Annotated in this window: 18 protein-coding genes and 1 pseudogene; 6 read left to right on the top strand and 13 right to left on the bottom strand. The window is 64.5% G+C overall.

The window, feature by feature from the left end:
* Positions 1 to 64: 64 nt before the first annotated feature.
* Positions 65 to 1626 (top strand): annotated as a pseudogene (locus QU481_RS21540) (IS3 family transposase).
* A gap of 32 nt (positions 1627 to 1658) precedes the next feature.
* On the opposite strand, the gene QU481_RS21535 reads toward QU481_RS21540, so the two are convergent.
* From QU481_RS21535 to QU481_RS21495, 9 genes are all read right to left on the bottom strand, one after another.
* The gene (locus QU481_RS21535) at positions 1659 to 1823 is read right to left on the bottom strand and encodes an oxidoreductase dimerization domain-containing protein (RefSeq protein ID WP_289832054.1); all 165 of its coding nucleotides are present in this window, start codon (positions 1821 to 1823) and stop codon (positions 1659 to 1661) included.
* Between the two features lie 109 nt (positions 1824 to 1932).
* Entirely contained in the window at positions 1933 to 3018 is a 1086-nt protein-coding gene (locus QU481_RS21530) for a lipocalin-like domain-containing protein (RefSeq protein ID WP_289832053.1), read from the bottom strand.
* Positions 3015 to 5540: an ABC transporter permease gene (locus QU481_RS21525; RefSeq protein ID WP_289832052.1), complete on the bottom strand. Its 2526-nt coding sequence runs from the start codon at positions 5538 to 5540 to the stop codon at positions 3015 to 3017. Before QU481_RS21525 ends, QU481_RS21530 begins: the two co-directional genes overlap by 4 nt.
* Before the next feature lie 2 nt (positions 5541 to 5542).
* Positions 5543 to 6265 carry an ABC transporter ATP-binding protein gene (locus QU481_RS21520; RefSeq protein WP_289832051.1) on the bottom strand — a complete coding sequence of 241 codons (723 nt, stop codon included), beginning with the start codon at positions 6263 to 6265 and terminating at the stop codon, positions 5543 to 5545.
* A gap of 485 nt (positions 6266 to 6750) precedes the next feature.
* Positions 6751 to 7587 carry a fumarylacetoacetate hydrolase family protein gene (locus QU481_RS21515; RefSeq protein WP_289832050.1) on the bottom strand — a complete coding sequence of 279 codons (837 nt, stop codon included), beginning with the start codon at positions 7585 to 7587 and terminating at the stop codon, positions 6751 to 6753.
* Between the two features lie 423 nt (positions 7588 to 8010).
* The gene (locus QU481_RS21510; RefSeq protein ID WP_289832049.1) at positions 8011 to 8718 is read right to left on the bottom strand and encodes a gamma-glutamyl-gamma-aminobutyrate hydrolase family protein; all 708 of its coding nucleotides are present in this window, start codon (positions 8716 to 8718) and stop codon (positions 8011 to 8013) included.
* Complete coding sequence (locus tag QU481_RS21505; RefSeq protein WP_289832048.1) at positions 8711 to 9877, bottom strand: iron-containing alcohol dehydrogenase; 1167 nt, start codon at positions 9875 to 9877, stop codon at positions 8711 to 8713. The genes QU481_RS21510 and QU481_RS21505 overlap by 8 nt, the downstream gene beginning before the upstream one ends.
* Positions 9878 to 9880: 3 nt before the next feature.
* Positions 9881 to 11266 (bottom strand): aldehyde dehydrogenase family protein, encoded by a 1386-nt coding sequence (locus QU481_RS21500; protein ID WP_289832047.1) that lies wholly within the window; start codon positions 11264 to 11266, stop codon positions 9881 to 9883.
* A 1-nt stretch (position 11267) separates the two neighbouring features.
* Positions 11268 to 12635, bottom strand: a complete 1368-nt coding sequence (locus tag QU481_RS21495) for a glutamine synthetase family protein (RefSeq protein ID WP_289832046.1) — start codon at positions 12633 to 12635, stop codon at positions 11268 to 11270.
* Between the two features lie 198 nt (positions 12636 to 12833).
* On the opposite strand from QU481_RS21495, the gene QU481_RS21490 reads away from it, so the two are divergent.
* Both QU481_RS21490 and QU481_RS21485 read left to right on the top strand, forming a co-directional pair.
* Positions 12834 to 13724 (top strand): MurR/RpiR family transcriptional regulator, encoded by an 891-nt coding sequence (locus tag QU481_RS21490; protein ID WP_289832045.1) that lies wholly within the window; start codon positions 12834 to 12836, stop codon positions 13722 to 13724.
* Positions 13725 to 13889: 165 nt separating this feature from the next.
* Positions 13890 to 15023, top strand: a complete 1134-nt coding sequence (locus QU481_RS21485) for a CmpA/NrtA family ABC transporter substrate-binding protein (RefSeq protein ID WP_289832044.1) — start codon at positions 13890 to 13892, stop codon at positions 15021 to 15023.
* 61 nt (positions 15024 to 15084) lie between these two features.
* On the opposite strand, the gene QU481_RS21480 is transcribed toward QU481_RS21485, so the two are convergent.
* Positions 15085 to 15702: a LysE family translocator gene (locus QU481_RS21480; RefSeq protein WP_289832043.1), complete on the bottom strand. Its 618-nt coding sequence runs from the start codon at positions 15700 to 15702 to the stop codon at positions 15085 to 15087.
* A 127-nt stretch (positions 15703 to 15829) separates the two neighbouring features.
* Here QU481_RS21480 and QU481_RS21475 point away from each other — a divergent pair, with 127 nt between their 5' ends.
* Complete coding sequence (locus QU481_RS21475; RefSeq protein WP_289832042.1) at positions 15830 to 16339, top strand: Lrp/AsnC family transcriptional regulator; 510 nt, start codon at positions 15830 to 15832, stop codon at positions 16337 to 16339.
* Between the two features lie 294 nt (positions 16340 to 16633).
* Here QU481_RS21475 and QU481_RS21470 read toward each other — a convergent pair whose 3' ends face one another.
* Positions 16634 to 17020 (bottom strand): hypothetical protein, encoded by a 387-nt coding sequence (locus QU481_RS21470; RefSeq protein ID WP_289832041.1) that lies wholly within the window; start codon positions 17018 to 17020, stop codon positions 16634 to 16636.
* Between the two features lie 652 nt (positions 17021 to 17672).
* Here QU481_RS21470 and QU481_RS21465 point away from each other — a divergent pair.
* Positions 17673 to 18392: a hypothetical protein gene (locus QU481_RS21465; protein WP_289832040.1), complete on the top strand. Its 720-nt coding sequence runs from the start codon at positions 17673 to 17675 to the stop codon at positions 18390 to 18392.
* A 1442-nt stretch (positions 18393 to 19834) separates the two neighbouring features.
* Here the strand turns inward: QU481_RS21465 and QU481_RS21460 are convergent.
* Positions 19835 to 20953: an MFS transporter gene (locus QU481_RS21460; RefSeq protein WP_289832039.1), complete on the bottom strand. Its 1119-nt coding sequence runs from the start codon at positions 20951 to 20953 to the stop codon at positions 19835 to 19837.
* 182 nt (positions 20954 to 21135) lie between these two features.
* On the bottom strand, positions 21136 to 22035 hold the full coding sequence (gene lpxO / locus QU481_RS21455; RefSeq protein WP_289832038.1) for a lipid A hydroxylase LpxO: 900 nt from the start codon (positions 22033 to 22035) through the stop codon (positions 21136 to 21138).
* Between the two features lie 198 nt (positions 22036 to 22233).
* Here lpxO and QU481_RS21450 point away from each other — a divergent pair.
* A partial coding sequence (locus QU481_RS21450; RefSeq protein WP_289828410.1) for a helix-turn-helix domain-containing protein occupies positions 22234 to 22528 on the top strand: 295 nt, incomplete at its 3' end.

The following is a 22528-nucleotide window of genomic DNA, read 5'->3' as shown; positions in this document are numbered from 1 at the left end:
CCGCGTCAAAATAGTTGTCGCCTCGATAGAATCCATAACTCGGGGGCGATGATGAGAGAACGACTTGGCGCGATACGGACAGGAATTCAAAGATAGAGCGGTGGCGCGGTTGCTGCCGCCGGAGAGCGCGGCGGCGGAAGCGGTTGCGCGTGAGATCGGTGTGGGGGTGGCGACACTGGAGCGTTGGCGTAGTGATGCGCTGTCCATGCCCGCTCGCGAGCGGGCATGGACAGCGGCGGCCCGGTTCGAGGCGGTGCTCACCACGGCAGCCCTCGATGAAGCCGGCAAGAACGCGTGGTGCCGCGAGCACGGGGTCTATCCGCAGGAGCTGGTCCAATGGCGTCAGGCGGCTACCCAGGCGCTGGCGGAGCCGGAAGAGTGCCGTGCCAGCCCCCAGCAAACCAAACAGGATCAGCGCCGGATCAAGACACTCGAACGGGAGCTGCGCCGTAAGGACAAGGCCCTGGCCGAAGCCGCAGCGCTGCTTGTCCTGTCAAAAAAAGTGGCGGCGATCTTCAGCAGGGACGAGGACGAATGATCGGCCTCGAAGATCGCCAATGCCTGGCCCGGGATATCGATGTGGCCAAGCAGTCCGGGGCACGGCTACGCCCGGCCTGCGAAGTCGCCGGCATCACGCTGCGTACCCTGCAGCGCTGGAAGACCGAAGACGGCCTCATCCGGGGTGACCGCCGCCCCGAGGCCGTGCGAGCCCCCTCCCATCGGGCGCTCAGCGCGGCGGAGCGCGCCCAGGTGCTGGAAGTGGCCAACGAGGCCCGCTTTGCCGAGCTGCCGCCGGCCCGCATCGTCCCGATGCTGGCCGATGAGGGCCTCTATCTGGCCAGCGAATCGAGCTTTCAGCGGATCCTGCGCGATGCAGGGCAAACAGCTCGCCGGGGTCGCGCCAAAGCCCCTGCGGCATCCCGCCCGCCGAGCACTCACGTCGCCACGGCACCGGGCCAGGTGTGGTGCTGGGACATGACCTATCTACCCGCCACGGTGACGGGGCGTTGGTTTCATCTGTACCTGATCCTGGATCTGTACAGCCGCAAGATCGTTGGCTGGGAAGTACATGCCAGTGATGCGGCCGAACACGCGGCACATCTGGTGCGTCGTACCGCGCTATCGGAGGGCATTGCCGCCCTGGCTGACAAACCCATCCTGCACGGGGACAACGGTGCGACGCTCAAGGCCACCACGGTGCTGGCCATGCTCCACTGGCTGGGAATCAAGCCGTCCTACTCGCGGCCCCGGGTCAGCGACGACAACGCCTACGCTGAAGCCCTCTTCCGTACGGCCAAGTACCGCCCCGAGTTTCCTGCCAAGGGCTTCGAGGATCTGGAGACTGCCCGATCCTGGGCCAGCCGCTTCGTGCACTGGTACAACGTCGAGCATCGCCACAGCGGCATCCGCTACGTGAGCCCCGCCCAGCGCCATGCGGGAGAAGATCATTTGATTCTCGCAGCCCGTCACGTGCTCTATGCCGAGGCTCGCCGACGCCACCCTGCACGCTGGGCAGGCAACACCCGGAATTGGTCGCCCATCAGCACCGTGACGCTCAATCCCGAGCGCGAAGCTGTTGTCTCCATGGCCACCCAAGGCACGAATAGACAGCCTTTGGCTGCATGAATCAGGCGACAACTACATTGACGCGCGCCGGTTCATTCGTCGACTGGCATTCTCATGGTGACGAACTCCTCCGCTGCAGTGAGGTGGATGCCGATGGTGTCATCGAATACCGCCTTTGTGGCACCCGCTTTCAAAGCCACGGCAATGCCCTGCAGAATCTCCCCCGCGTCCGGGCCAACCATGTGGCAGCCGAGCACCTTGTCGGTGTCTACGGCTTTGTTAATGAAATGGACGCCCCCTTCCTAGGCCGGCATCGCGGTGCCGTTCGTCCCTGGCCGCAGCCGCAAAAAGGTCGTGAACAGGCTTTTAGTAGACGAGCCGGCCGGCATATCCGGTCAGCTCGAGGTAACCCCGTCCTATCGTCCGGCCGGCGGAGTGTGCAGTGACCGCCCCCTCCCAATACACGGCACCGGTGGTGGCACGGCTGTCGAGTTCCTGATCGTCCATCAATGGTGCGAGATCGAGGTGCAGTCCGCCTGCCTGCACCCGCATCGCCACCGGGTAGTCGGTGCCGGTGTGTGGTGAACGCCAATGCCGCAGGGGATGGAAGGCGATCGAATCGGGTGGCAGGGGGTGAGTGCTGCCGTCGGCTGCGCGCCAGCTTCCACCTGCCCAGTACGTGCCGCCGTCCTTGCCGCGGATGCGCAGTGCCATCAGCGCACCGCCATCGTCGAGATTGAGGCCTACCCAGTCCCAGCCGGTTGCTTCCACTGCCAACGGCGCCGACGCCCATTCGTGATCGAGCCAGGCTGTGCCGTTGACGCGTTCGGGCTTGCCGCGACGCGTCACCGTGCCGCTGACCGTCAGTTGCGGCAGGCTGTAGTAGAAGCTGGCCTGTTCCGGCCTTGGACCCTTGCGGCTGTAGCCGTTTTCGCCTTGCAGTAGCGACGCCTGTGTTGGCTGAAGGGCGAGTTCGAGTGCGAAGCCCTGTGCCGCGAGCGTAGCGAAATAAGTGCCGTCCACGCCGCGGCGCAGCAGCCAGCCGTCGATGCTGACGGCGGTGTCGGCGGTGATGGCATCCGCCAGCCCGAATCCGATGCGTGCGCCGCGCTGGTCATATTGCAGATGCCCGGTGGCGGGGTCGCTCAAGGCCACATGGGCGAACAGCAGCTGCTTCGGCGCAAAGCGTGAGGGGTTGGCCTCGTCGAGCGGTGGGCGCGAGCGAAAGAAGGTCAGCTGGAAACCGAGCGGCGCCCCGCTATCGGTATGCAGCCAGCCGGTCACATACCACCATTCGGTACGGTAGTCGGGGTGCGCACCGTGATCGCGCGGGAAGTGCAGCGACCGGCCCGGTTCTACGGGCGGATAGGTCGGCGGTGACGCTCGCAGCGCCTGCGCCGCCAGTGCGGCGAAAATGGCCAGCCCCGAGAGTAACGTGAAATAGTGTTTCACCAGTCCTCCCTTACCGCATGCACCGCGCCAGCCGACATCGCCCGGCGGCCGCTGGCCAGCGCGGTCAGCGCTGCGGCCACCACGAGGGCGGCCGCCAGCTGCACGAGCAGCAGCCATGGCATGTGCACACTCATGGTCCAATGGAACGATTGCGGGTTGACCACCTGGATCAGGATCAGCGCGATGCACCAGCCCAACCCAAGCCCGGCCGTCACACCCAAGAGCGCGAGCAGCGCGCCCTCCAGTGCCAGCATGGCACCGATTTGCCGGCGCGTAACGCCTAGGTGACGCAATACCCCGAATTCGCGCGAGCGCGCCAGCGCCTGCGCGCTGAAACTTGCGCCGATGCCGAACACGCCGACGAGTACCGCCACGGTTTCCAGCAAATAGGTAATGGCGAAGCTCCGGTCGAAGATCTTCATGCTTGCCACATGGATCTCTCCAGGCTGCACATATTGGACGTTGTCGCCGCCGGCTAGTCGGTGGCGCAGACGTTCGGCGATCTGAGCTGGCCCTGCGCCCGGTGCCAGCCACAGTGCAGCATCGCTGACGTGCGTGTCTCCGGTGAGAGCTCGGTAGTCATCGCGGGACAGCGCCACCGTGCCGTATTGGCGGGCATAGTCGCGCCACACGCCGGCGACGACAAAGGTCACCGACCGGCCCGCCAGTGGCAGTGCGATGAGCCGACCGGTCCGGAAGCCGTACAGATCCACCATCGCCTCACTGACCCAGACGGCGGGCGGGTCGCCGGGGACGAGGGTGAGTGCAGCGCCGACCAACGGCAGACGCCGGCCTGGCTGGCGCGCGTCGATCTGTCTTGCGATCAGCGTCACCGGCGGACGGCGGGCATCGAGCAGTACCTGGCTAACGCGAGAGAACTCCGCTCGCGCTACGCCAGGTGTGCTCGCGATGATGCGTTGTGCCGCTTCGGAAAAATAGCCGGCATCGCCGCCTGGCGAGGCGCGCAGATAGAGCTGAGCGGGCAGGATCGCCTGCAGCCAGTCGTCGACCGATTGGCGAAAGCTCGCCACCATGATCACCATTGCCGCCATCAGGCTGAAGCTGGCGAGAATGCCGGCGAGGCCGATCGCCGCCCGGCCCGGTGCCCCGGCCAACCGGGCGTAGGCCAGATGAAACACGGCCCGCTGCGATGCGGGTAGCCGACTAAACACCGAATGGGCCAGCCACGGCATCAGCATGATCGCGCCGACGAGCAATAACGCGATGGCGAGATAGCCGAATACCGGCAGACCGGACACTGGCCCCGCCTGTGTCAGCGCCATCCCGATAGCGACGACGACGAGCCCCGACCACGGCGGGCGCAGCTTGGCGAGCGCCGCTTCCTCGTCGCCGGCCTTGAGCGCCCGGGCAGGCTGGGCACGGGCGGCCTCTCCGGCCGGGGCGGCGCTGCCAAGCACCGCAGCCGACAGCCCTAGCGCGAAGAACAACAGCGCCGATTCGGCGTCGAAATGCACGGTTGGCCGAACGCCATCGAAATAACCGCCGCCGAGGTCGCCGCCGGCGTAACGCAACACCAAGGCGGCCAGTACATAGCCCAGCGCCAGGCCGAGCAGGGCGCCGAGCGCACCGAACAGCGCACCCTCGGTCAGGACCAGTCTCAAAAGGCCGGAGCGCGTCACCCCCAGAGCGCGCAGCAGCGCCAACTGCGAGCGCCGCCGCAGCACCGACAGCGCTTGGCTCGAAAACACCAGGAAGGCGCCGGTGAACAACGCTACCAGTGCCAGTACGTTGAGGTTCACACGGTAGGCGCGCGACAGGCTGGCTGTGCCTTGGCGGGTGTCCTGAGGCGTGCTCGCGATGACCCCGGCGGGCAGTTGCGCGTTCAGCGTCTCTGCAAAGGCAGCGGCGTCCACGCCGGGGCGCAGCCTCACGTCGATACGCTGTAAGTGGCCGAGCCGGTCCAGCCGCCACTGTGCTGCACCGATGTCCATTACGCCGAGGTGCAATCCCTCGCCGAGCGCAGGCAGTGCGCCGGCAATGCGTAGCGTGACGGGTCGGAGCCCGACCTGAACGGTCAGCGCATCGCCGGGCTTGAGGTCGAGCGAGGCGAGCGCCGTCGGCGAGAGGAACACCGTGTCGGTGCCGAGCAAATCGAGGTTGGCCAAACGCGGGCTGCTCGGCCGCCCGATCAAGCCCGGTGTCACCTGGGCGGCCTGGAAGACGTCGATACCGACGAGCTTCAGCGCCTGTTTGTGCTGGGGTACCCAGGCCTCGGCCTCGACCACCGGGCTTGCAACGACGACATCGGACAGGCGTGCGATTCGCGGGTAGAGCGACTCGGCGAAGCCGGTGCGCGGCCCGCGTATCTCGATGTCGGCATTGCCCATCAATGAGTTCACCGTGCGGGAAAACTCCGCGAGCGCCGCCTGGTTGATCAGCTGCACCGCGTAGCCCATCGCTACGCCGATGGCGATGGCGAGCACGCCGACGAGCGCGGGCCAAGGATGGGCGCGCAATTCGCCCAGCAACAGTTCGGCGGCGGCTCGGCGTAGCCCGGACATGGTCAGACGCCGATCGGAGAGGCGGGCGCATGCGGAGCCAGCCCCTTGCTCGTCAACAGCAAGGTCCTGTCAGCTGTCGCCGCGGCCAGCGCCGAGTGCGTGACCAGAATGCCCGCCGCGCCCACCGCCTTGATACGGTCACGCAGCAGCCGCAGCACTTGTGCGGCTGTTTCGGGGTCGAGGTTGCCGGTGGGCTCGTCGGCCAGCACCAGCGGCGGGTGATGGATCAATGCGCGGGCAATCGCGACCCGTTGCAGTTCGCCGCCGGAAAGTTCGCTCGGCCGGCTTGCCCCGAACCCCGCGAGCCCCACCGCAGCGAGCATCGCGGCCACGCGGGCGGCCGATTCGGCGCGGCCCACGCCATTGAGCAGCAGCGGAAGCGCAACGTTCTGTTCCACGCTCAGGTGTGGCAGCACGTGGAAGGCCTGGAACACGAAGCCCATCGCCGAGCGGCGAAGCGCGGTCATCGCGTCGTCGTCGAGTTCGGCGAGGTCCTGCCCCGCGAACACGATGCGCCCCCCATCGGCCCTATCCAGGCCCGCGATCAGGTTGAGCAGCGTCGACTTGCCGACCCCCGATTCGCCCATCACCGCCACGTACTCGCCGCTTGTCAGCGTAAGGCTGATGTCGCGCAGCACCACGCGTGCGCGACCGTTGCGGTACGCTTTGCTGATGGCGGTGAGGCTCAGTACGGGTTGCCCAGCTTCGCGGGGGGGCGCTTCCATGTTGGCGGCCGGTTTCGGGGGAGGGGAAGACGCCCTCAGAATAGTGGATCGGGCGATGTCCGGCCGCTGCAATTGGCGGCCATTAGGGGCGCGCTTGCGCGAGGTCAAGTCTTGATGGGGGCGATGAAGCGTAGCGATTACTTCTGTTTGTCCAGAAGCTTGATCACTTCCTGGGTATTGTTCTCGTCGTGCTTGTGCAGAATCTGCGGCAAGAGGGCGCCCGAATCACCGCGATGCGAGGCAATGATTTCTTCGTGCTCGTCAGCGATGGGTCCCGGCGAGCCAGGCCTATGTTGACGGTGCCTCGCACGGCACACCTAGGTCATTATGGAAACCGGTGCCAGGACCGGGTGGGCATTCTCGCTTTGCCTGGGGGCCGCTCGCAGTTTGCGACCCTTTCGCGAAGCTGGCGGGTGATAAGGCTCGACATGCCGAAGGTCCGTAAACTTTCCTGTTTCAGCCGCATGCGAGCCTGATCGCATGGACTAGTCGACTAGGTGTTCCTGGATGCCTAGCCCTTCGACACTCAGCCTCACGTGCTGGCCGGGTCTCAGGTAGACCGGCGGCTTGTGGCCCATGCCGACCCCCGCCGGCGTGCCGGTGGCGATCACGTCGCCCGGCTTCAATGTCATGAAGCGGCTCAGGTAGGCGATCAGCTCGGCGACCGGGAAGATCATCTGTGAGGTATGGCCGTTCTGGTAGCGTATGCCGTCCACCTCCAGCCATAGGGCGAGCGCGTTCGGGTCGGCGATCTCGTCGCGGCTGACCAGCCACGGGCCGATCGGGCCGAAGCTATCCGCCCCCTTGGAGAGCGCCCACTGGCCGCCGTCCAGCCCCTGCCAGCGCCGCTCGGTGATGTCGTTGACGACGCAGTAGCCGGCGACATGCTCAAGCGCTGTTTCCTGTGGGATGTTGTGGCCGGCCTTGCCAATCACCACGCCCAGTTCCACTTCCCAGTCGGTATGCATCGAGCCCTCCGGCAGCCGGATCGGGTCGTACGCGCCAGAGAGGCTGCTGGTCCACTTGCCGAACACAATAGGCTGTCTGGGCAGTGGCAGGCCGGCTTCGAGCGCATGGTCACGGTAGTTGAGGCCGATGCCGATGAACTTGCCGACACCCTGCACGCAGGGCAGATAGCGGACGGGCCTCTCTATCATCGGCAGCACTTCAACCGGCATGGCGCCAAGGCGGGCGAACCAGGCATCGGAATAGGGCGTGCCTGTAAAACCGGTGAGCAGCTCGCTCGCATCGTGGATCTGGCCCTGCGGGTCGATCAGGCCGACGAGGCGTCGACCCTGGTGTTCGACGTGGACGACTTTCATGATGGCGTTCCCAAAGAAAAGTGGACCACGGGGTGGACCGGATGGTGATTCGGTAAGGTTGGACTAGTGCGGCTCGGGCCGGCCAAGCTTCGGCTTGCGTGGCGGCTGAGTGAAGCGGCCTGTCGCCGCCTTCGGTACGCTGCCGATGTCACGCAACGGCTCGCCTTGTGGCTGCGCTCGACCGTTTCACGGTACCACGCCTTGATCTGCGAGAGGGCGAGAAGATGGGTATGCGTTGGCAAAACGTTGCCGTGGTCATCAGTGTCGATTCGATCAGGCCAATTACTGGCACGTCGAGTAGCATCCTTCGTCGGGTTTCTTGTCGACACAGGGGGGGGCGGCCGAGTCCAGCCGGGGGAGCCCAGGCGCGCGGTGAAGTCGCGTGCCCAGACTATGCTTACTTCGGACTTGATAAAGAGGGGGTTAGACGCAGGCCATTCTGATCAGGGAGTCGAACAGCGCCTGCTGCTGCTTGTCGCGCTCGGCAGTCAGTTCGGGATGCCATTGCACCGCGATCAGTTCCGGCCGCCCCGGCAGTTCGACCGCCTCGACCACGCCGTCGGGCGCCCATGCCACCGGTACCAGCGACGGGGCCAGGCGGTCGATCGCCTGATGGTGCCAGGAGGCGGTCTCTGTCTCGGTGACGCCGAGCAGCGAGGCGAGAAAGGAGTCGGGCGCGATCGTGATCGCGTGCGGTACCGGTTCGCGTGGCACTGCGCGGTGGATCACGTTATTGCCGACCGCATCGGGCAGGTGCAGGTGTAGCGAGCCGCCGAGTGCGGTATTTACCAGCTGTAGGCCACGGCAGATCGCCAGCGTCGGTATTCGCCGTTCGATCACCGCCAGCGTCAATGCCAGTTCAGTGCTGTCGCGCTCGGGGTCGAGGTTGTAGATCTCGGGGTGGTTGCCACCATTGTAAAGCGAGGGGTTGATGTCGCCGCCGCCGATCAGTACGACACCGTCGATGGCGTCCAGCCAGTCATCGACCATGTCCGGCCCGATATGCGGTAGTTGTACTGGCACGCCGCCGGCGCGTACCACGCCACGAATATAAGCATCTGGAGTGTGATGACCATGGCCCGGCCCCGGGGGGTAGGTAGTCAGGCCGATGATCGGTTTGAGTTTAGCCATCGATCTTTCCTTCCACAGCAGCGCAAAACAACGCGCTGTAGTCATCCGGCGTCAACTCCACCGGATTGCTGCCATCGCTCGGGTCGAGCTTGGCCATGCGGCCGATTTCGTCGGCGCGGCTGGCGTCGATGCCGATTTCGGCCAGTGAGTGCGGGATGCCGAGCTGCGAACGCAGCTGTAACACCCAGTCGAGAAACCCATCGAAGCTGGTGTCGGCGAGGCCGATATAATGTGCCGCCTCGGCAAGGCTGTCCTTTACCGCGGCGCGGTTGCGCTGCAGCACGTAGGGCAGCATCACCGCGTTGGCAAGACCGTGGTGGGTGTCGAACACCGCGCCGATCGGGTGCGACAGTGCGTGTACGCCGCCCAGTCCCTTCTGGAATGCAGTGGCCCCCATGATCGACGCTGCCAGCATGTGCGAGCGTGCCTCGATATCGGTACCGTCGGCGTAGGCTTTGGGCAACCAGTCATGCACCAGCTTCATGCCCTGCAGCGCCACGCCCTGCGCCAGCGGGTGGTAGAGCGGCGAGCAGAACGCTTCGAGGTTGTGCACGAACGCGTCGATGCCGGTGGCGGCGGTCAGGTGCGGGGGCAGGCCAATGGTCAGCTCCGGGTCGGCCAATACAATCTTCGGCAGCATCGCCGGGTGAAATATGATCACCTTGCGATGCTCGCTCTCGTCGATGATCAGCGAGGCGCGGCCCACCTCGGAGCCGGTGCCGGCGGTGGTCGGTACGGCGATCACCGGCGCCATGCCAGCCACGTGGACCCGCGTCCAGTTGTCGTCGACGTCCTCGAACTCCCACAACGGGTGCTTCTGGCCGACCATTAGCGCGATGGCCTTGCCAACGTCGATCGCGCTGCCTCCCCCCACCGCGACGATGCCGTCGTGCGCACCTGCTCGGTATGCGTCGACGCCGGCTTCCACGTCGCGGCCGACCGGGTTGGGGCGCAGGTCGCAGAACACGTCGGCGACCAGATTGGCAGACAGCAGATAGTCGGTGAGCCGGGCGATCAGTGGCAGGCGGGCCAGGCCCGGGTCGGTGACGATCAGCGGGCGCTTGATGTTGAGCTCACGGCACAGCGCCGGCAGCTCGCTGGCGCGGCCGGCGCCGAAGCGGATCGCAGTTGGATAGTTCCAGTTGCCCGAGAGCTGCATGGCTTACCCCTTGAGATGAAAGGATTTGACGCGGGTGAGCTGGGCGTAGCCGAGCACCGACAGCGACACGCCGCGGCCGCTGTCCTTGGCTCCGGTCCAGGCCAGCGCCGGGTCAAGATAGTCGCAGCGGTTCATAAAAACAGTGCCGGTGTCGATCGCCTCGCCGAACCGGATCGCCGCGTCGCGGTCGCGGGTCCAGATCGAGGCGGTCAGGCCGTAGCGGCTGTCGTTCATCAGCCGTACCGCATCAAGGTCGTCGTTGACCGGCATGATGCCAATGACGGGGCCGAAGCTCTCGTCGCACATCACACTCATAGTATGGTCCACCCCCACCAGCACCTGCGGCGCGAGGTAGGCGCTGCCGGGGGCATCGACGGCGAAATGGCCGGCCGGGATCAGCGCCTTCGCGCCGGCAGTGACAGCGGCGGCGATCTGACGTCGCACAGAGTCGGCGGCTGATGCGCGCACCATCGGCCCTAGATTGGTCTTGGAATCGAGCGGGTTGCCGAAGCGGTAGGCGCGGGTCAGCTCGACAAAGCCGTCAACGAAATCCTTGTAGTGGCGGCGGTGCACGTAGATGCGCTCGACGGCGCAGCAGGACTGGCCGGCGTTGAAGAATGCGCCGTCGACCAGGTTGTCGATCGCCGACGGCAGGTCGGCGTCGTTGCGCACATAGGCCGGGTCCTTGCCACCGAGCTCCAAGCCGACGCCGATGAAGCGCCGGCCTGCCGCCTGTTGCACCGCGCGGCCGCCATCGACCGAACCGGTGAACGCGACGAAGTCGATCTCCGGCGCGCCGACCAGCTTGAGCGTTGCGTCATGGTCCAGGTGCAGGATCTGGAACACCCCGGCGGGCAGGCCGGCGGAGCGAAACGCCTCGTCGAACAGTTCAGCCACCAGCGGCGTCTGCGACGAATGCTTCAGGATCACTGTGTTGCCGGCGATCAGCGCAGGTACGAGGGTGTTGATCGCCGTGAGGAAGGGGTAATTCCACGGCGCCAGCACCAGCACGGTGCCGAGCGGCTTGCGGCGCAGGAAGCGCTCGAAGCCGGCCTTTGTCGTCGGCCGGATGTCGGCCAGGCCCTCGTCGGCGATGGCCATCATGTAGCGGGCGCGTTCCTCCAGACCGCCGATCTCGCCGGGCGACTGCGAGATAGGACGGCCGATCTGGCGGGTGATTGCGTCGGCGGCGCGGACCTTGTTCGCCACCAGCCAGTCGACGGCGCGGCCGACCAGCGCGATGCGTTCGGTCAACGTGGTCGCACGCCAGCCGTGCCGGGCATCGCGGGCGGCGGTAAGCGCTGCCGCGACCTGGTTGTCGCTCGCGTAGGCGCGCTCAAGCAGTACGCTGCCGTCAATAGGGGTGATAACGGAGAAGGTCTGGCTCATCTCAGATGATCTCGAAGTAGCGTTGCAGCTCCCAGTCAGTGACGTGGCGCTGGAATTCGCGTTCTTCCCACTCGCGGGTGGCGGCAAAGTGCTCGACGAAGTCGTCGCCGAACCAGTCGCGCGCGGTGCTCGATGCCTTCAGTGCCTGCGCCGCGTCCCACAGCGTGCGGTGCAGCTTCAGGTGTGGCGGGGCGTCGAGCAGGTAGCCGTTGGAGGCGACCGGTTCTTCCGGCTCGATCTGGTGCTCGATGCCGTAGAGGCCGGCGGCAAGCCCCGCTGCGAGCGCGAGATAGGGGTTGGCGTCGGCGCCGGGCAGGCGGAACTCAATCCGCTGCGCCTTGGGGCTACCCGGAATCGCGCGGAACGCGACGGTACGGTTGTCGATGCCCCACAGTGCGCTGGTCGGCGCCCAGAAGCCCGGCACCAGCCGGCGGAAGCTGTTGACGGTGGGGGCGACCAGGCTCAGGAACTCGGGCATCAGTCGCTGCAGGCCACCGATGAAGTGGCGCATCGTGCGGCTGATGCCGTACGGCTCGGCAGGGTCATGGAACGCCGCATTGCCGTCGGGGTGCTTTAGCGAGATGTGGATGTGGCCGCCCTGGCCGGAATGGTCTTCGCTCCACTTGGCCATGTAGCTGACCATCCGGCCCTGCTTTTCGGCCAATACCTTGGAGAAAGTCTTGAAGAGGGCAGCGTTGTCGGCGGCCGGCAGCGCCTTGTCGTAGCACAGCGCCGCCTCGAGCGCCCCTGGGCCGGTCTCCTCGTGAAAGCTCTCGATCGGCATGCGCATCGCGTCGCACAGGTCCAAGAGACCGTGGTAGAACTCGGTATTGACCGAGTTGCGCAGCACCGAATAGCCGAACGCGCCGGTGCCCAGCGTCTTGGGGTGGCGATAGCCGCGCGCCTGCAGCGCCTCGTTGCTCTCGTCGGTGACGAGGAACTCGTATTCGAAGCCGGCAAACGCCTCGAGGCCCATCGCGCGGGCGCGCTCGAGCACCCGGCGCAGCAGGCCGCGCGGGCACAGCCCTTCGAGCCGGCCGGCCACCTCGCCCTGCACTAGGACCATATTGTCTTCGAGCGGCAACTCGCGGCAGGACTCGGGGATCAACCGGATCTCTGCGTCGCCATAGCCCTTGCCCCAGCCGGTCAGCCGGGTGTTGTCGTAGAGCCGGTCGCCCACGTCCCAGCCGAACACCACGTCGCAGAATCCGAAGCCGTTGTCGAGCGCGGACAGGAACTTGTCTCGGGTCAGGTACTTGCCGGCCATCACGCCGTCGATGTCGTAGAGGCCGACCTTGATATGGCGCAGATGGCGCTCTTCGATTAGGGTACGCAGATCCTCGGCGGTGTTGACTTGCAGTGGCTCCATGATCACCTCTCTCGCTCGCAATGCCTGTTCTGACGAGGGCATCTGCACTCTTCTGTCATTTGGTAATAGAAATTAGATTTCATCGAATCAAGTTTGATTTGTAACAAAATTTAATTTCTTAATGAGGGCGGCGTGATCGATCGCCTACAATCGGAAGCAGGCCACCCCAGACTGGCCGGACGAGAGGGAAGAATGCCTATGGAAGGACGCCGTTCGATCGCCGAAGAGCTGCGCCAGCTGTTCGACACGCTGACCCCGACCGAGCGCAAAATCGGCCGCGTGCTCTTGGCCAACTACCCGATGGCCGGGCTGGAGACGATCGCGCTGCTGGCGGCGCGCTCGGACGTCAGCGGGCCGACCGTGCTGCGTTTTATCGGTAAGCTCGGCTTCGACAGTTATGCTGCCTTTCAGGTCGCACTGCGCGGGGAGCTGGAGGCTCGGCTGCAGTCGCCGCTGTTGCGCTACAACCCGAGCGAACTGGTCGATGACGATGATTTCCTCGCGACCCACGCGCGGCGTCTGACCGAACTGATCCGCGCTACGGTGACCAATCTGCCGCGCGCCGAGTTCGACGACGTGGTCGGTCTGCTCGCCGACAACCGCGTACGCATCTGGCTGCTCGGTGGCCGGCTCACCGAGTCGCTGGCGTCCTACCTGAGCCACCACCTCAAGGTGGTGCGGCCCAGCGTCCATCACTTGCGCGGTCTGCCGGCGAGCTGGGCCGACACCCTGGTCGACATGGGCAGGCCTGACGTGCTGGTGGTTTTCGACATCCGTCGCTACTGGGACGAGGCGGCCACCTTCGCGGCAATGGCGGCCGAGCGCAAGGCGACGGTGGTGCTGTTCACAGACCAGTGGCTGTCGCCGATCTCGCGGGTGGCGCGCTACACGCTGGTGGCGCATACCGCCGGCCCGGCCGGCTGGGACAGCAACACACCGCTGATGATGCTGGTCGACGCGGTGATCGCTGCACTGAACGCGCGCAACTGGCCGGACATCAGTGCGCGGCTGCAGCAGATGGAGGCGATGCGCGCCAGGCTGGGAGAGCAGGAGAGCGACGGGGCCGAGCTGGCGGCACGTCAGGGCTGAGGCCGCGCCTGTTCCTGCATGGTCATAACCCTGGTGCGGTTCGCCGCGTGCTGGAGGCTGGCCGCCGCGTTTTTGCATTCCGGCATGGATTTTGCATTGCAACATGACGGCGTCGCGCCGATAAACGGCGACGCCGGTTGTTGTCATTGCAAAAGGAGTCCTGCCATGCCCCGAATATCCCTCCTACCCGTCGCCGGTTCTCACGCTCCCGAGCAACGCCATCTGCGACTGGGTTTCCTGCCGCTGAGCGATTGCGCACCGCTTCTGGTCGCGAGCCGGCTAGGACTCGGCCGCCGCTACGGGGTGACGCTGGAACTGAGTCGCCAGCCATCTTGGTCCGTACTGCGCGACCGGCTCTGCAATGGCGAACTCGATGCCGCGCAATCGCTGTACGGGATGGCGTATGCGATGACGCTGGGCCTCGGTGGAGCGCAGGTCAATATGGCGGTGCTGATGACGCTTAACCAGAACGGCCAGGCGATCACGCTGGCGCGGTCTCTGGTTGATGCGCTGCAGGCGGGACGGCCGCTGCGCGAGGTATTGATCGAGCGCGGCGGTCGGTCAAGCTTCGCCCACACCTCACCAACGGGCACGCATGCGTTGTGGCTCAACTACTGGCTGGCGGCCAACCAGATCGACCCGATGAAGGAGGTCGACAGTGTCACGCTGCCGCCGCCGGCAATGGCCGCCGCGCTGGCCCGCGACGGGCTGGACGGCTTCTGCTGCGGCGCGCCTTGGCACAGCGTGGCCGAGGCCGATGGCAGTGGGCGCAGCGTGATCAGCAGCAGTGAGATTTGGCCCGATCACCCCGAAAAAGTGCTGACCTGCCGGCGCGATTTTGTCGAGCGTTATCCCAATAGTGCGCGGGCACTGGTGATGGCGCTACTCGATGCCTGTCGATGGCTGGACGACCCAGTGCACCGACTCCAGGCGGCACAGTGGCTGGCGGAACCGGGGCTGATCGGCCTGCCGGCCGAGCTGATCGCGCCGAGCTTGATCGGCACTACCCTGGCGCCGGGGGCGCGGCCGTTGCGTTTTCATGCGGACGGGGAGGTGAATTATCCGTATCTGTCCGACGCGGAATGGTTCATCGGGCAGTTCCGCCGCTGGGGTCTGCTGCGCGAGGCGGTCGACCCACAACTGGTCGCCACGGTGAATCGGACCGGCCTGTACCGTGAGGCAGCAGGGTTGTTGGGTGTGCCGTTGCCGTCAGGGGAGCGGCGGCGCAGTGTGCTGATAGACGGGCTGGTGTGGGAAGGTGAGGCGCAGCCGGTCGGTGTCGAGACTATGGCGGCCTGATCGCGGTGCAGGTGGTCTTGGCCTGCACCGCCTTGGTGCCGAAAAGGGGCGAGGAAGGGGGTCAGCCCATCATCAGTCGGCCGGCCATTACCACGAACACGCTACCGAGCAGGCCCTTCTGTAGCTTCGCCATCGAGCGGCGACCTTTCAGGCGCCGCGCCAACCCGCCGGCGGCGAAGGCATAGGCGGTATCGAAACAGAAACCGACCGCAACCAGGATCACCCCCAGCAGCACAAACTGCGGCAGTACCGCGCCATGGGCCGGCGAGACGAACTGTGGCAGGAACAGTGCGCAGAACATCAGCGCCTTCGGGTTGAGCAGATTGGTCAGAAAACCACGGGCGATCGCCGAGCCGTGCGTCTCTGGTGCGCTGTTGGTCGCTGTTTCGGCCGGCTTGGCGCGCACCACCTTCCATGCGAGCCACAGCAGATAGACGGCGCCGACCCAGCGCACCGCGTCGAACAGCAGCGGGTGGGTGGCCAGCAGGGCGGCCAGGCCCAGCCCCGACATCATCACATGCAGAAAGCGGGACGCGGCGATACCGACCGCCGTGCGCAGCCCGGTCTTGACGCCGCGGCTTGCCGAAGTGGCCATCACCATGGCCATGTCCGGCCCCGGCAGCACATACACGGCCACCAGGGCGGCCAGATACAGGGAGAGGACGGACAGAGACAGCATGGCAAGCTCCGGCAGAGGAGATCGAGATGGTGTCAGTGTGCGCTGCTTGCGGTGGAATTGCTTTGCTATTTATTACGAAAATTCGCACAATATGGAAAGAATCTTTCCGTTAATGGCTTATATCAGAATGACTCCTGCAAAGTCCGATCTCGACGATACCGACCGCGCCTTACTGAGCCTGCTGCAGCAGGATGGCCGGCTGTCCAACGCGAAGCTGGCCGAACAGCTGTCTCTCAGCGAGACGCCGTGCTGGCGCCGCCTGAAACGGCTGGAGGGCGATGGTTTCATTCAAGGTTATCAAGCGGTGCTGGACCGGCAGCGGCTGGGTTATGGCGTGCTAGCCTTCGTCCACGTCGGCTTCGGCAGCCACACCGGCGAGGCGCCGCTGCGCTTCGAGGAGGCGGTGCAGGCGATTCCCGAGGTGCTGTCCTGCCACAACCTGACCGGCGAGAGCGACTATCTGTTGCAAGTGGTGGCGACCGACCTGGAGAGTTACGGCATCTTCATCCGCGACGTGTTGCGCCAGCTGCCCGGCGTGTCGTCGATTCGCTCCAGCCTGTCGCTGCGCGAAGTGAAGGCGAGCAGTTCCTTACCGTTGGCGCGCAAGGGCCAGGCCCTAGTGGGCAACGGGCGATAAAGCCCCTGTCGAACCGAACCTGGAGTGCCGTCGTCGTGGGGCTGGGCCGACGGCTACGCGGGCAACATGGGCTTACCAGCCCAGTGACGCGTATGGCCCATCGCACTCCATAGAAACTCAAAAGGCCGGTGTTTTCACCGGCCTTTTTCATGTCGTTCTAGCGCACGTTGGCCGAGCCGGGTCAGGGCAAAGAATGGCCCGCGACCCTAACCGGCCTTTTAACGCTCCCTTCAGCGGGCGGCCATGACCGATTGGCACTGGGATACCCCAGACGAGATTTCGACAGCCGCATCGTTATCGCGTGCCGGTTCGGTGTATCACGAATGTTTCCGTGCGGGCACCGTAACGCTTCGTGACTTCGGCATTGGCCATCAGCCTGGACGATTTCAGGATGGGACTCACCACCCCATACAGTCGGTCGGGATCAGGGCCGTCCATGTATAAAAAGCCATCATTGCCATCAAGGTGAAATTCGGTCTCGCCGAGCTCGCCAACCGCTGCACGCTTTATCGCGCTTTCTAGCCGATGCTCCAGTGCGCGAATCTGCGGGTAGTCCTTGGGGTAGTAATCGAAGCGGACCGTCATTGCCGGTCCCGATGGCGCCTCTGTTTGCTCCGCCGCTGCGTGGCCTGCGAACAGGGCGATGCCTAGCAAGGTGGTGAATGCTCTTCTTTTCAGCATGGGCACGAATCGTCTGCAAAATGACGATCGATTGTCGACGATGCCGCTAGCCCCGTCGAGGGGCGTTGCGTGGCCTGCTCCAGACAACGGCCCGTTTGCCGAAAGATCTACTTGTCGTGGGTGGTGCCGCTTACGAGCCGCGAGGCGGCTGCGAAGAACAGTGGCACCATATTGGCCGCCTCCAGCCCCATCAGGGTGTTGAACCGTGCGACGATCAAGCGGACGCCTGGGTCATGCGTACTCGCTTGGAACCGAGGCCAGAGGTATCAGGCGTGACCGAATAGTGTCACCCGGCCCGGCAACGGTCCAGGACGCGAATCGGTCGGGTAGGGTGCGTGAGCGAGCCGCTTGCCACTGCTATTTGCGTGAGGCAAGTTGGGCGGGGTGCTCCTGGTGAACTGGTGATATTGGGATGCCCTTCTGGATAGAACGCAGGTTGCACAGGGCAAGCACGCCTCTATCTCTCGTTCACGCTATCGCTACGGACTTTCAAGGATCTCTTTTCGCTTCTGCTCATAGACATCTGTACTGATGGTGCCATTAGCAAATGCCTCTCTGAGCTTTCGCAGCTTGATGATCAGGGGTGAGGTTGGCGCTGGCGTGGTCAGTGCCGATGGCGTTGGAACTGCTATGACTGGAACGGGCATCGTTGGTGCCGATTCAGTGGGTACTGGGGCGGCAGCTGCGGGTGTGGTTATTGCTGTTGCCGTTGGTTCTGGCGCGGCCGGTACTGGCTCGGTCAGTGCCGATGTGGTTGGTACCGGGGCAGCAATTGCCGGCATGGTTGGAGCTGTTGCCGTTGGCACCGGAGCGGCTGGTGTTGGCGTGGTCACCGCCGAAGCGGTTGGTGGTGCTGGGGCGACTGCTGCCGGCGCGGTTAGAACTGTTGCTGTTGGTTCTGGTGCGGCTGGCGCTGGTTTGCTCAGTGCCGATGCGGTCGGTACTGGGGCAGCAATTACCGGCATGGTTGGAGCTGTTGCCGTTGGTTCTGGCGCGGCCGGTACTGGCTTGGTCAGTGCCGATGTGGTTGGTACTGGGGCAGCAATTACCGGCATGGTTGGAGCTCTTGCCGTTGGTTCTGGCGCGGCCGGCGCTGGCTTGGTCAGTGCCGATGCGGTCGGTACTGGGGCGGCAACTGCCGGCGCAGTTAAAGCTGCTGCCGTTGGCACCGGAGCGACTGGTGTTGGCGTGGTCAGTGCCGAACCGGTTGGCGCTGGGGTGGCCGGTGTCGGCACGGTCAGAGCTGTTGCTGTTGTTTCAGGTGCGGCCGGCACTGGTTTGCTCAGTACTGATGCGGTCGGTATTGGGGCGGCAACTGTCGGCGCAGTTAGAGCTGTTGCCGTTGGCACCGGAGCGACTGGTGCTGGCGTAGTCACTGCCGATGAGGTCGGTACTGGGGCGGCAACTGCCGGCGCGGCTAGAACTGTTGCCGTTGGCATTGGAGTGGCCGGCGCTGGCTTAATCGCTGATTGCTTGGTTGCGGCGGGTGCAGAGGGGATTGGTTTTATTGCTACCTGCTTGATTGGTGCTGGTACCGTGGGCGCCGGCTTAATGGGCGCGTATTTACTAGAGACAGCTACCGTTGCAGCGGGGCTTGAGGGTTGGACAGGGAGTGGCGGCGACTTCGAAGTGGAGTTCGCCATAGTGGTTATGGCATCGTTCGGCGGAAGCACTCGATAGCCTTTCGCCTCCATACAGGACTTGTAGACCTCACGCTGCTTGGCTTTCTCCATCACGAAGGCAATAGGGGCGCCAATGACCGTAAGAATGGAGGCGCCAATGACCGTCAATCCGATAGCCGCCGCTCCTTCCTCCTTATGCGCAGTGTCGGACTCAATATTTGCCTCATTTTTGCATATGAGGGTGTCAATTTGCTTTTGTGTCTCCGATTTCGGTTCTAGGGAAATATCAACGGACGAAAACTGGGGTGTCCCGCAACCACTGCAAAGTATGGAAAGTGTGCCTGTCAGAAGGGTTTGGCTAAGGGTGTGGGCAAGCTGCTCATTGAGTCGCTTTGCAAACTGTTCGTGATTGCACCGATTTAGCCGAATCAAGATCCGGGTATAGTGCGCATCTAGCCAGCACACATCCAAACTCCCTGTCTGTAATGTGTATTTCCCTTTGCCAACTAACAGTCGCTAAGGTACTCCAATTAGACCTGCCTCGAGGTAGGCACGTTCAAGCGCACCACTACAAAGTGGGCGAACTCCTGACGTAAGGCAGACATTCATGACGCGACACGCGAGAGGAGGGGCGTGGCTCGTTCAAGTGCGACCCAACGCGCGCTGTTCATGGTGATCCAGCGCGGCCGCCTACAACGAAAGGGACGGCGGCAGGCAAACGACAAGTGGGAGAGGCGGAGTCGCTTTGGGTTTACTGCAAATTAGCCGGCGCCGAGCTAACAGTCTAGAACGCCAAATTGCCCTATTGCGAGGGTGTGGCGCTTGAAGCTCTCCGGCCCCTGACAAGCCGCACCGAACATTTGGCGCAGGTAAGGCGCTGGTTGGAGAACCCGCCGGTGGCCGTTCGGACGTCCGTAGCACGCCTTGTCTCTTCCCATCGTCAGGGAGGGGCAACCACATGCGGCGCACCTGTAGGCGAGTTCAGGTGAAGGTCTGCTTCTGACCGCTAGCGCCATGAAAGATTGGAGGCGATTAGCGGGTTTCGCGGGGCTTCAGTTGGTAGGGCACGCAGCTTTAGCTACAGGCGCTTCGCGTTGCGAAAGCAATGCCGGCGTTTCAGTCGGTACCGGGCTAGCTATGTATTCATGGGTCTTAATGAGCGGCCAGTTCCTTGTTCGTGGGGCGGTGTCGCTCAACGAGCAGTTTCGGCCGGTAGGAAGCGCACGCCGCAGACGGCGATCAGGCCGATCGCGAGCGCCACAAGCGCCAGGCCGATGCGCAGCGAATCGGTGGCATGGGCCAGCGCGCCGATCAGCACCGGGCCGAGCAACATGCCGACGTAGGCCAGCCTCGACACGGCGGTGATCCCCTCGGCCGGCGGTACGCCATCGAGCCGCGAGGCAGCCACGAAGAACAACGGCACCATATTGGCTGCCCCCAGCCCCATCAGGGTGAAGCCGAGCAGCGCCACCAGCGGGTAGGGCAACAGCAGCGCCAGCGCGACGCCGATAAAGCCGGTCCAGCCGCTGCCGGTGAGTAGAGCACGGGCGCCGAAACGGATACGCAGCCAGTCGCCACCGAAGCGGCCCAGCGCCATGCCGCCCGAGAACGCCGCATAGCCGGCGGCGGCCAGCGCGGCCGGGCTGAGTGCCACGTCGCGCATGTAGACGCTGGTCCAGTCGTACATTGCGCCTTCGCCGACCAGGCCCAAAAATGCCAGGCCGCCGATCCACCACAGCCGCCGGCCGGCGTGATGGGCGTGTTCGGCCGAGGTGGTGACGGTGGGCGGCGCTTCGGGCAAGAGGTGCGGGAAGCCCAAGCGGGTGGCCAGTAGCACGAACAGCCCGACCGCAGCGCAGTGCAGCCAGGGGGAGACGCCCAGCGAGATCAGCCCGCCGCCGGCCAGCGCGCCGACCATGCCGCCCATGCTGAACATGCCGTGCAGCGAGGACATGATCGGCCGGCCGTGTGCCGCCTCGACGGTGGCTGCCTGGGCGTTCATCGCCACGTCGTAGCTGGCGTTGGCGATGCTGAAGGCGAGCAGCAACGGCAGCAGGGTGGCGAAGCTCGGCGGCAGCATCAGCGTGCCGATCGCCAAGCTAAACGGCCAAGCTGCCAGTCGTACCGCGCGGGCGGTGCCGACCTGCACCACCCAGCGCCCTACCGGGCCCATTGCCAGGATGGCGCCGCCGGCCACGGCGAACATCGCCAGCGACAGCGTCGCGTCGGACAGGCTGAAGCGTTCGCGGATGGTGGGGATGTGGATGCCCCAAGTGGCATAGGGGAGGTCGCTGGCGAAGAACAACGCCATGCAGGCGAAACGCGAGCGCAGCGGTACGCCGGCGGACAAGGGAAGGGGGGGGCAGCGGACATGATGAACGTCGATCGTGTTGCGGAGGATTGAGCCGCGAGAAAGCAATTGGCCGAACCGGGCGGCGAAATACCGTCGTGTTCGGCCAACGTGGACACCGCACAAGGCGGCGAAAGCGGGGCTTAGTGCAGGAAGATCAGCGCGAACAGGCCGCCGAACATCACCCACTTCACCAGATAGTACAGTGAGCGGTTGTAGGCTTTCAGGCGCTTGCCGACCAGTCGGATCTGGTAGACGTAGCGGAAGGCGCGGTTGAGGCCACCGGTGCGGTCGCCGGTTTCGTTCGGCGAGCTGGCCGCGGTCATCACGTTGCGGGCGAACCAGCGGTTGATGGCGGCCACCCAGCGTGCGGTCAGCGGGCGCTCCACGTCGCAGAACAGGATGATGCGGTTTTCTTGCGTGGTGTTCTGGGCGTAGTGCAGATAGGTCTCGTCGAACATCACCGCCTCGCCGTCACGCCAGTGGTAGGGCTGGCCGTCCACCGAGATGTAGCAGCCCGGATCGTTCGGAGTGACTAGGCCCAGGTGGTAGCGCAGCGAGCCGGCGTAGGGGTCGCGGTGCTGTACCAGGCGGCTGCCCGGTGGCAGTTCGGCGAACATCGCCGCCTTGACGGTGCCGATGCCGCGCAACAGCTCAGTGGTCTTCGGGCACAGCTGCGCCGCCGACGGGTGGCTGTCCTCATACCACTTCAGGTAGAAGCGCTTCCAGCCGGTACGGAAGAAAGAGTTAAAGCCGACATCGTTGTATTGGTCGGAGGCCTTGATCTGGCCCATCTGATAGAGCTGCTGCGCCTCCTCGCGAATCTCTTCCCAGTGGTCCTGCAGCACCTGCAGCTCCGGGAAATCCTTGGTCTCGAGATACGGCTGGCTCGGCACCTTGGAGAACAGGTACATCAGCACGTTCAGCGGGGCGAGGAAGGTGGAATGGTCGGACAGTTGGCGGAAGAACCGCAGTCGCACCTTGCCACGGTAATGGATGTAACAGGTCGACAGGATAAACAGGATGAGGATAAACCACTTCATGAAGGATATTGGCCTGGCTCAGTGTGGAATAGCAGCCATTATAAGAGATCGCTTACGTGATTGCGATGCCATGGCCCATATCCGCCGGCTCTTGGCGCTGCGTTGTTGCACGAGCAGCGCCCGGCTGTCACACAGCCGTCAGGAGGTCGGTTACTAACCTTTTAGAAAGTAATGCCATTTCATGTGATAATTTTCTTCATGAAATGCAAACGAAACTCTGACGCCCGCGGGATTGACCACCACACCCTCCAGGTCATGCGCCAGCAAGCCGTCAAGGCGATTCGAGAGGGCCAATCGGTGCAAAGCGTAGCAGCCGCCTACGGTGTCAACCCGCGCACGGTGTTTCGCTGGTTAGCAGACTTTGCCAATGGCGGCCAAAACGCCCTGCTGGCCAAGCCGATCCCGGGGCGTCCACCGAAGGTGACGGCCGATGAGATGAGCTGGCTGGCCAAGGCGGTGAAAGACAATACGCCGCAGCAGTTCAAGTTCGAGT

The organism is Crenobacter oryzisoli, assembly GCF_030385785.1.
Lineage (GTDB): Bacteria > Pseudomonadota > Gammaproteobacteria > Burkholderiales > Chromobacteriaceae > Crenobacter_A > Crenobacter_A oryzisoli.
This window is presented reverse-complemented; position numbering and strand designations above follow the sequence as displayed.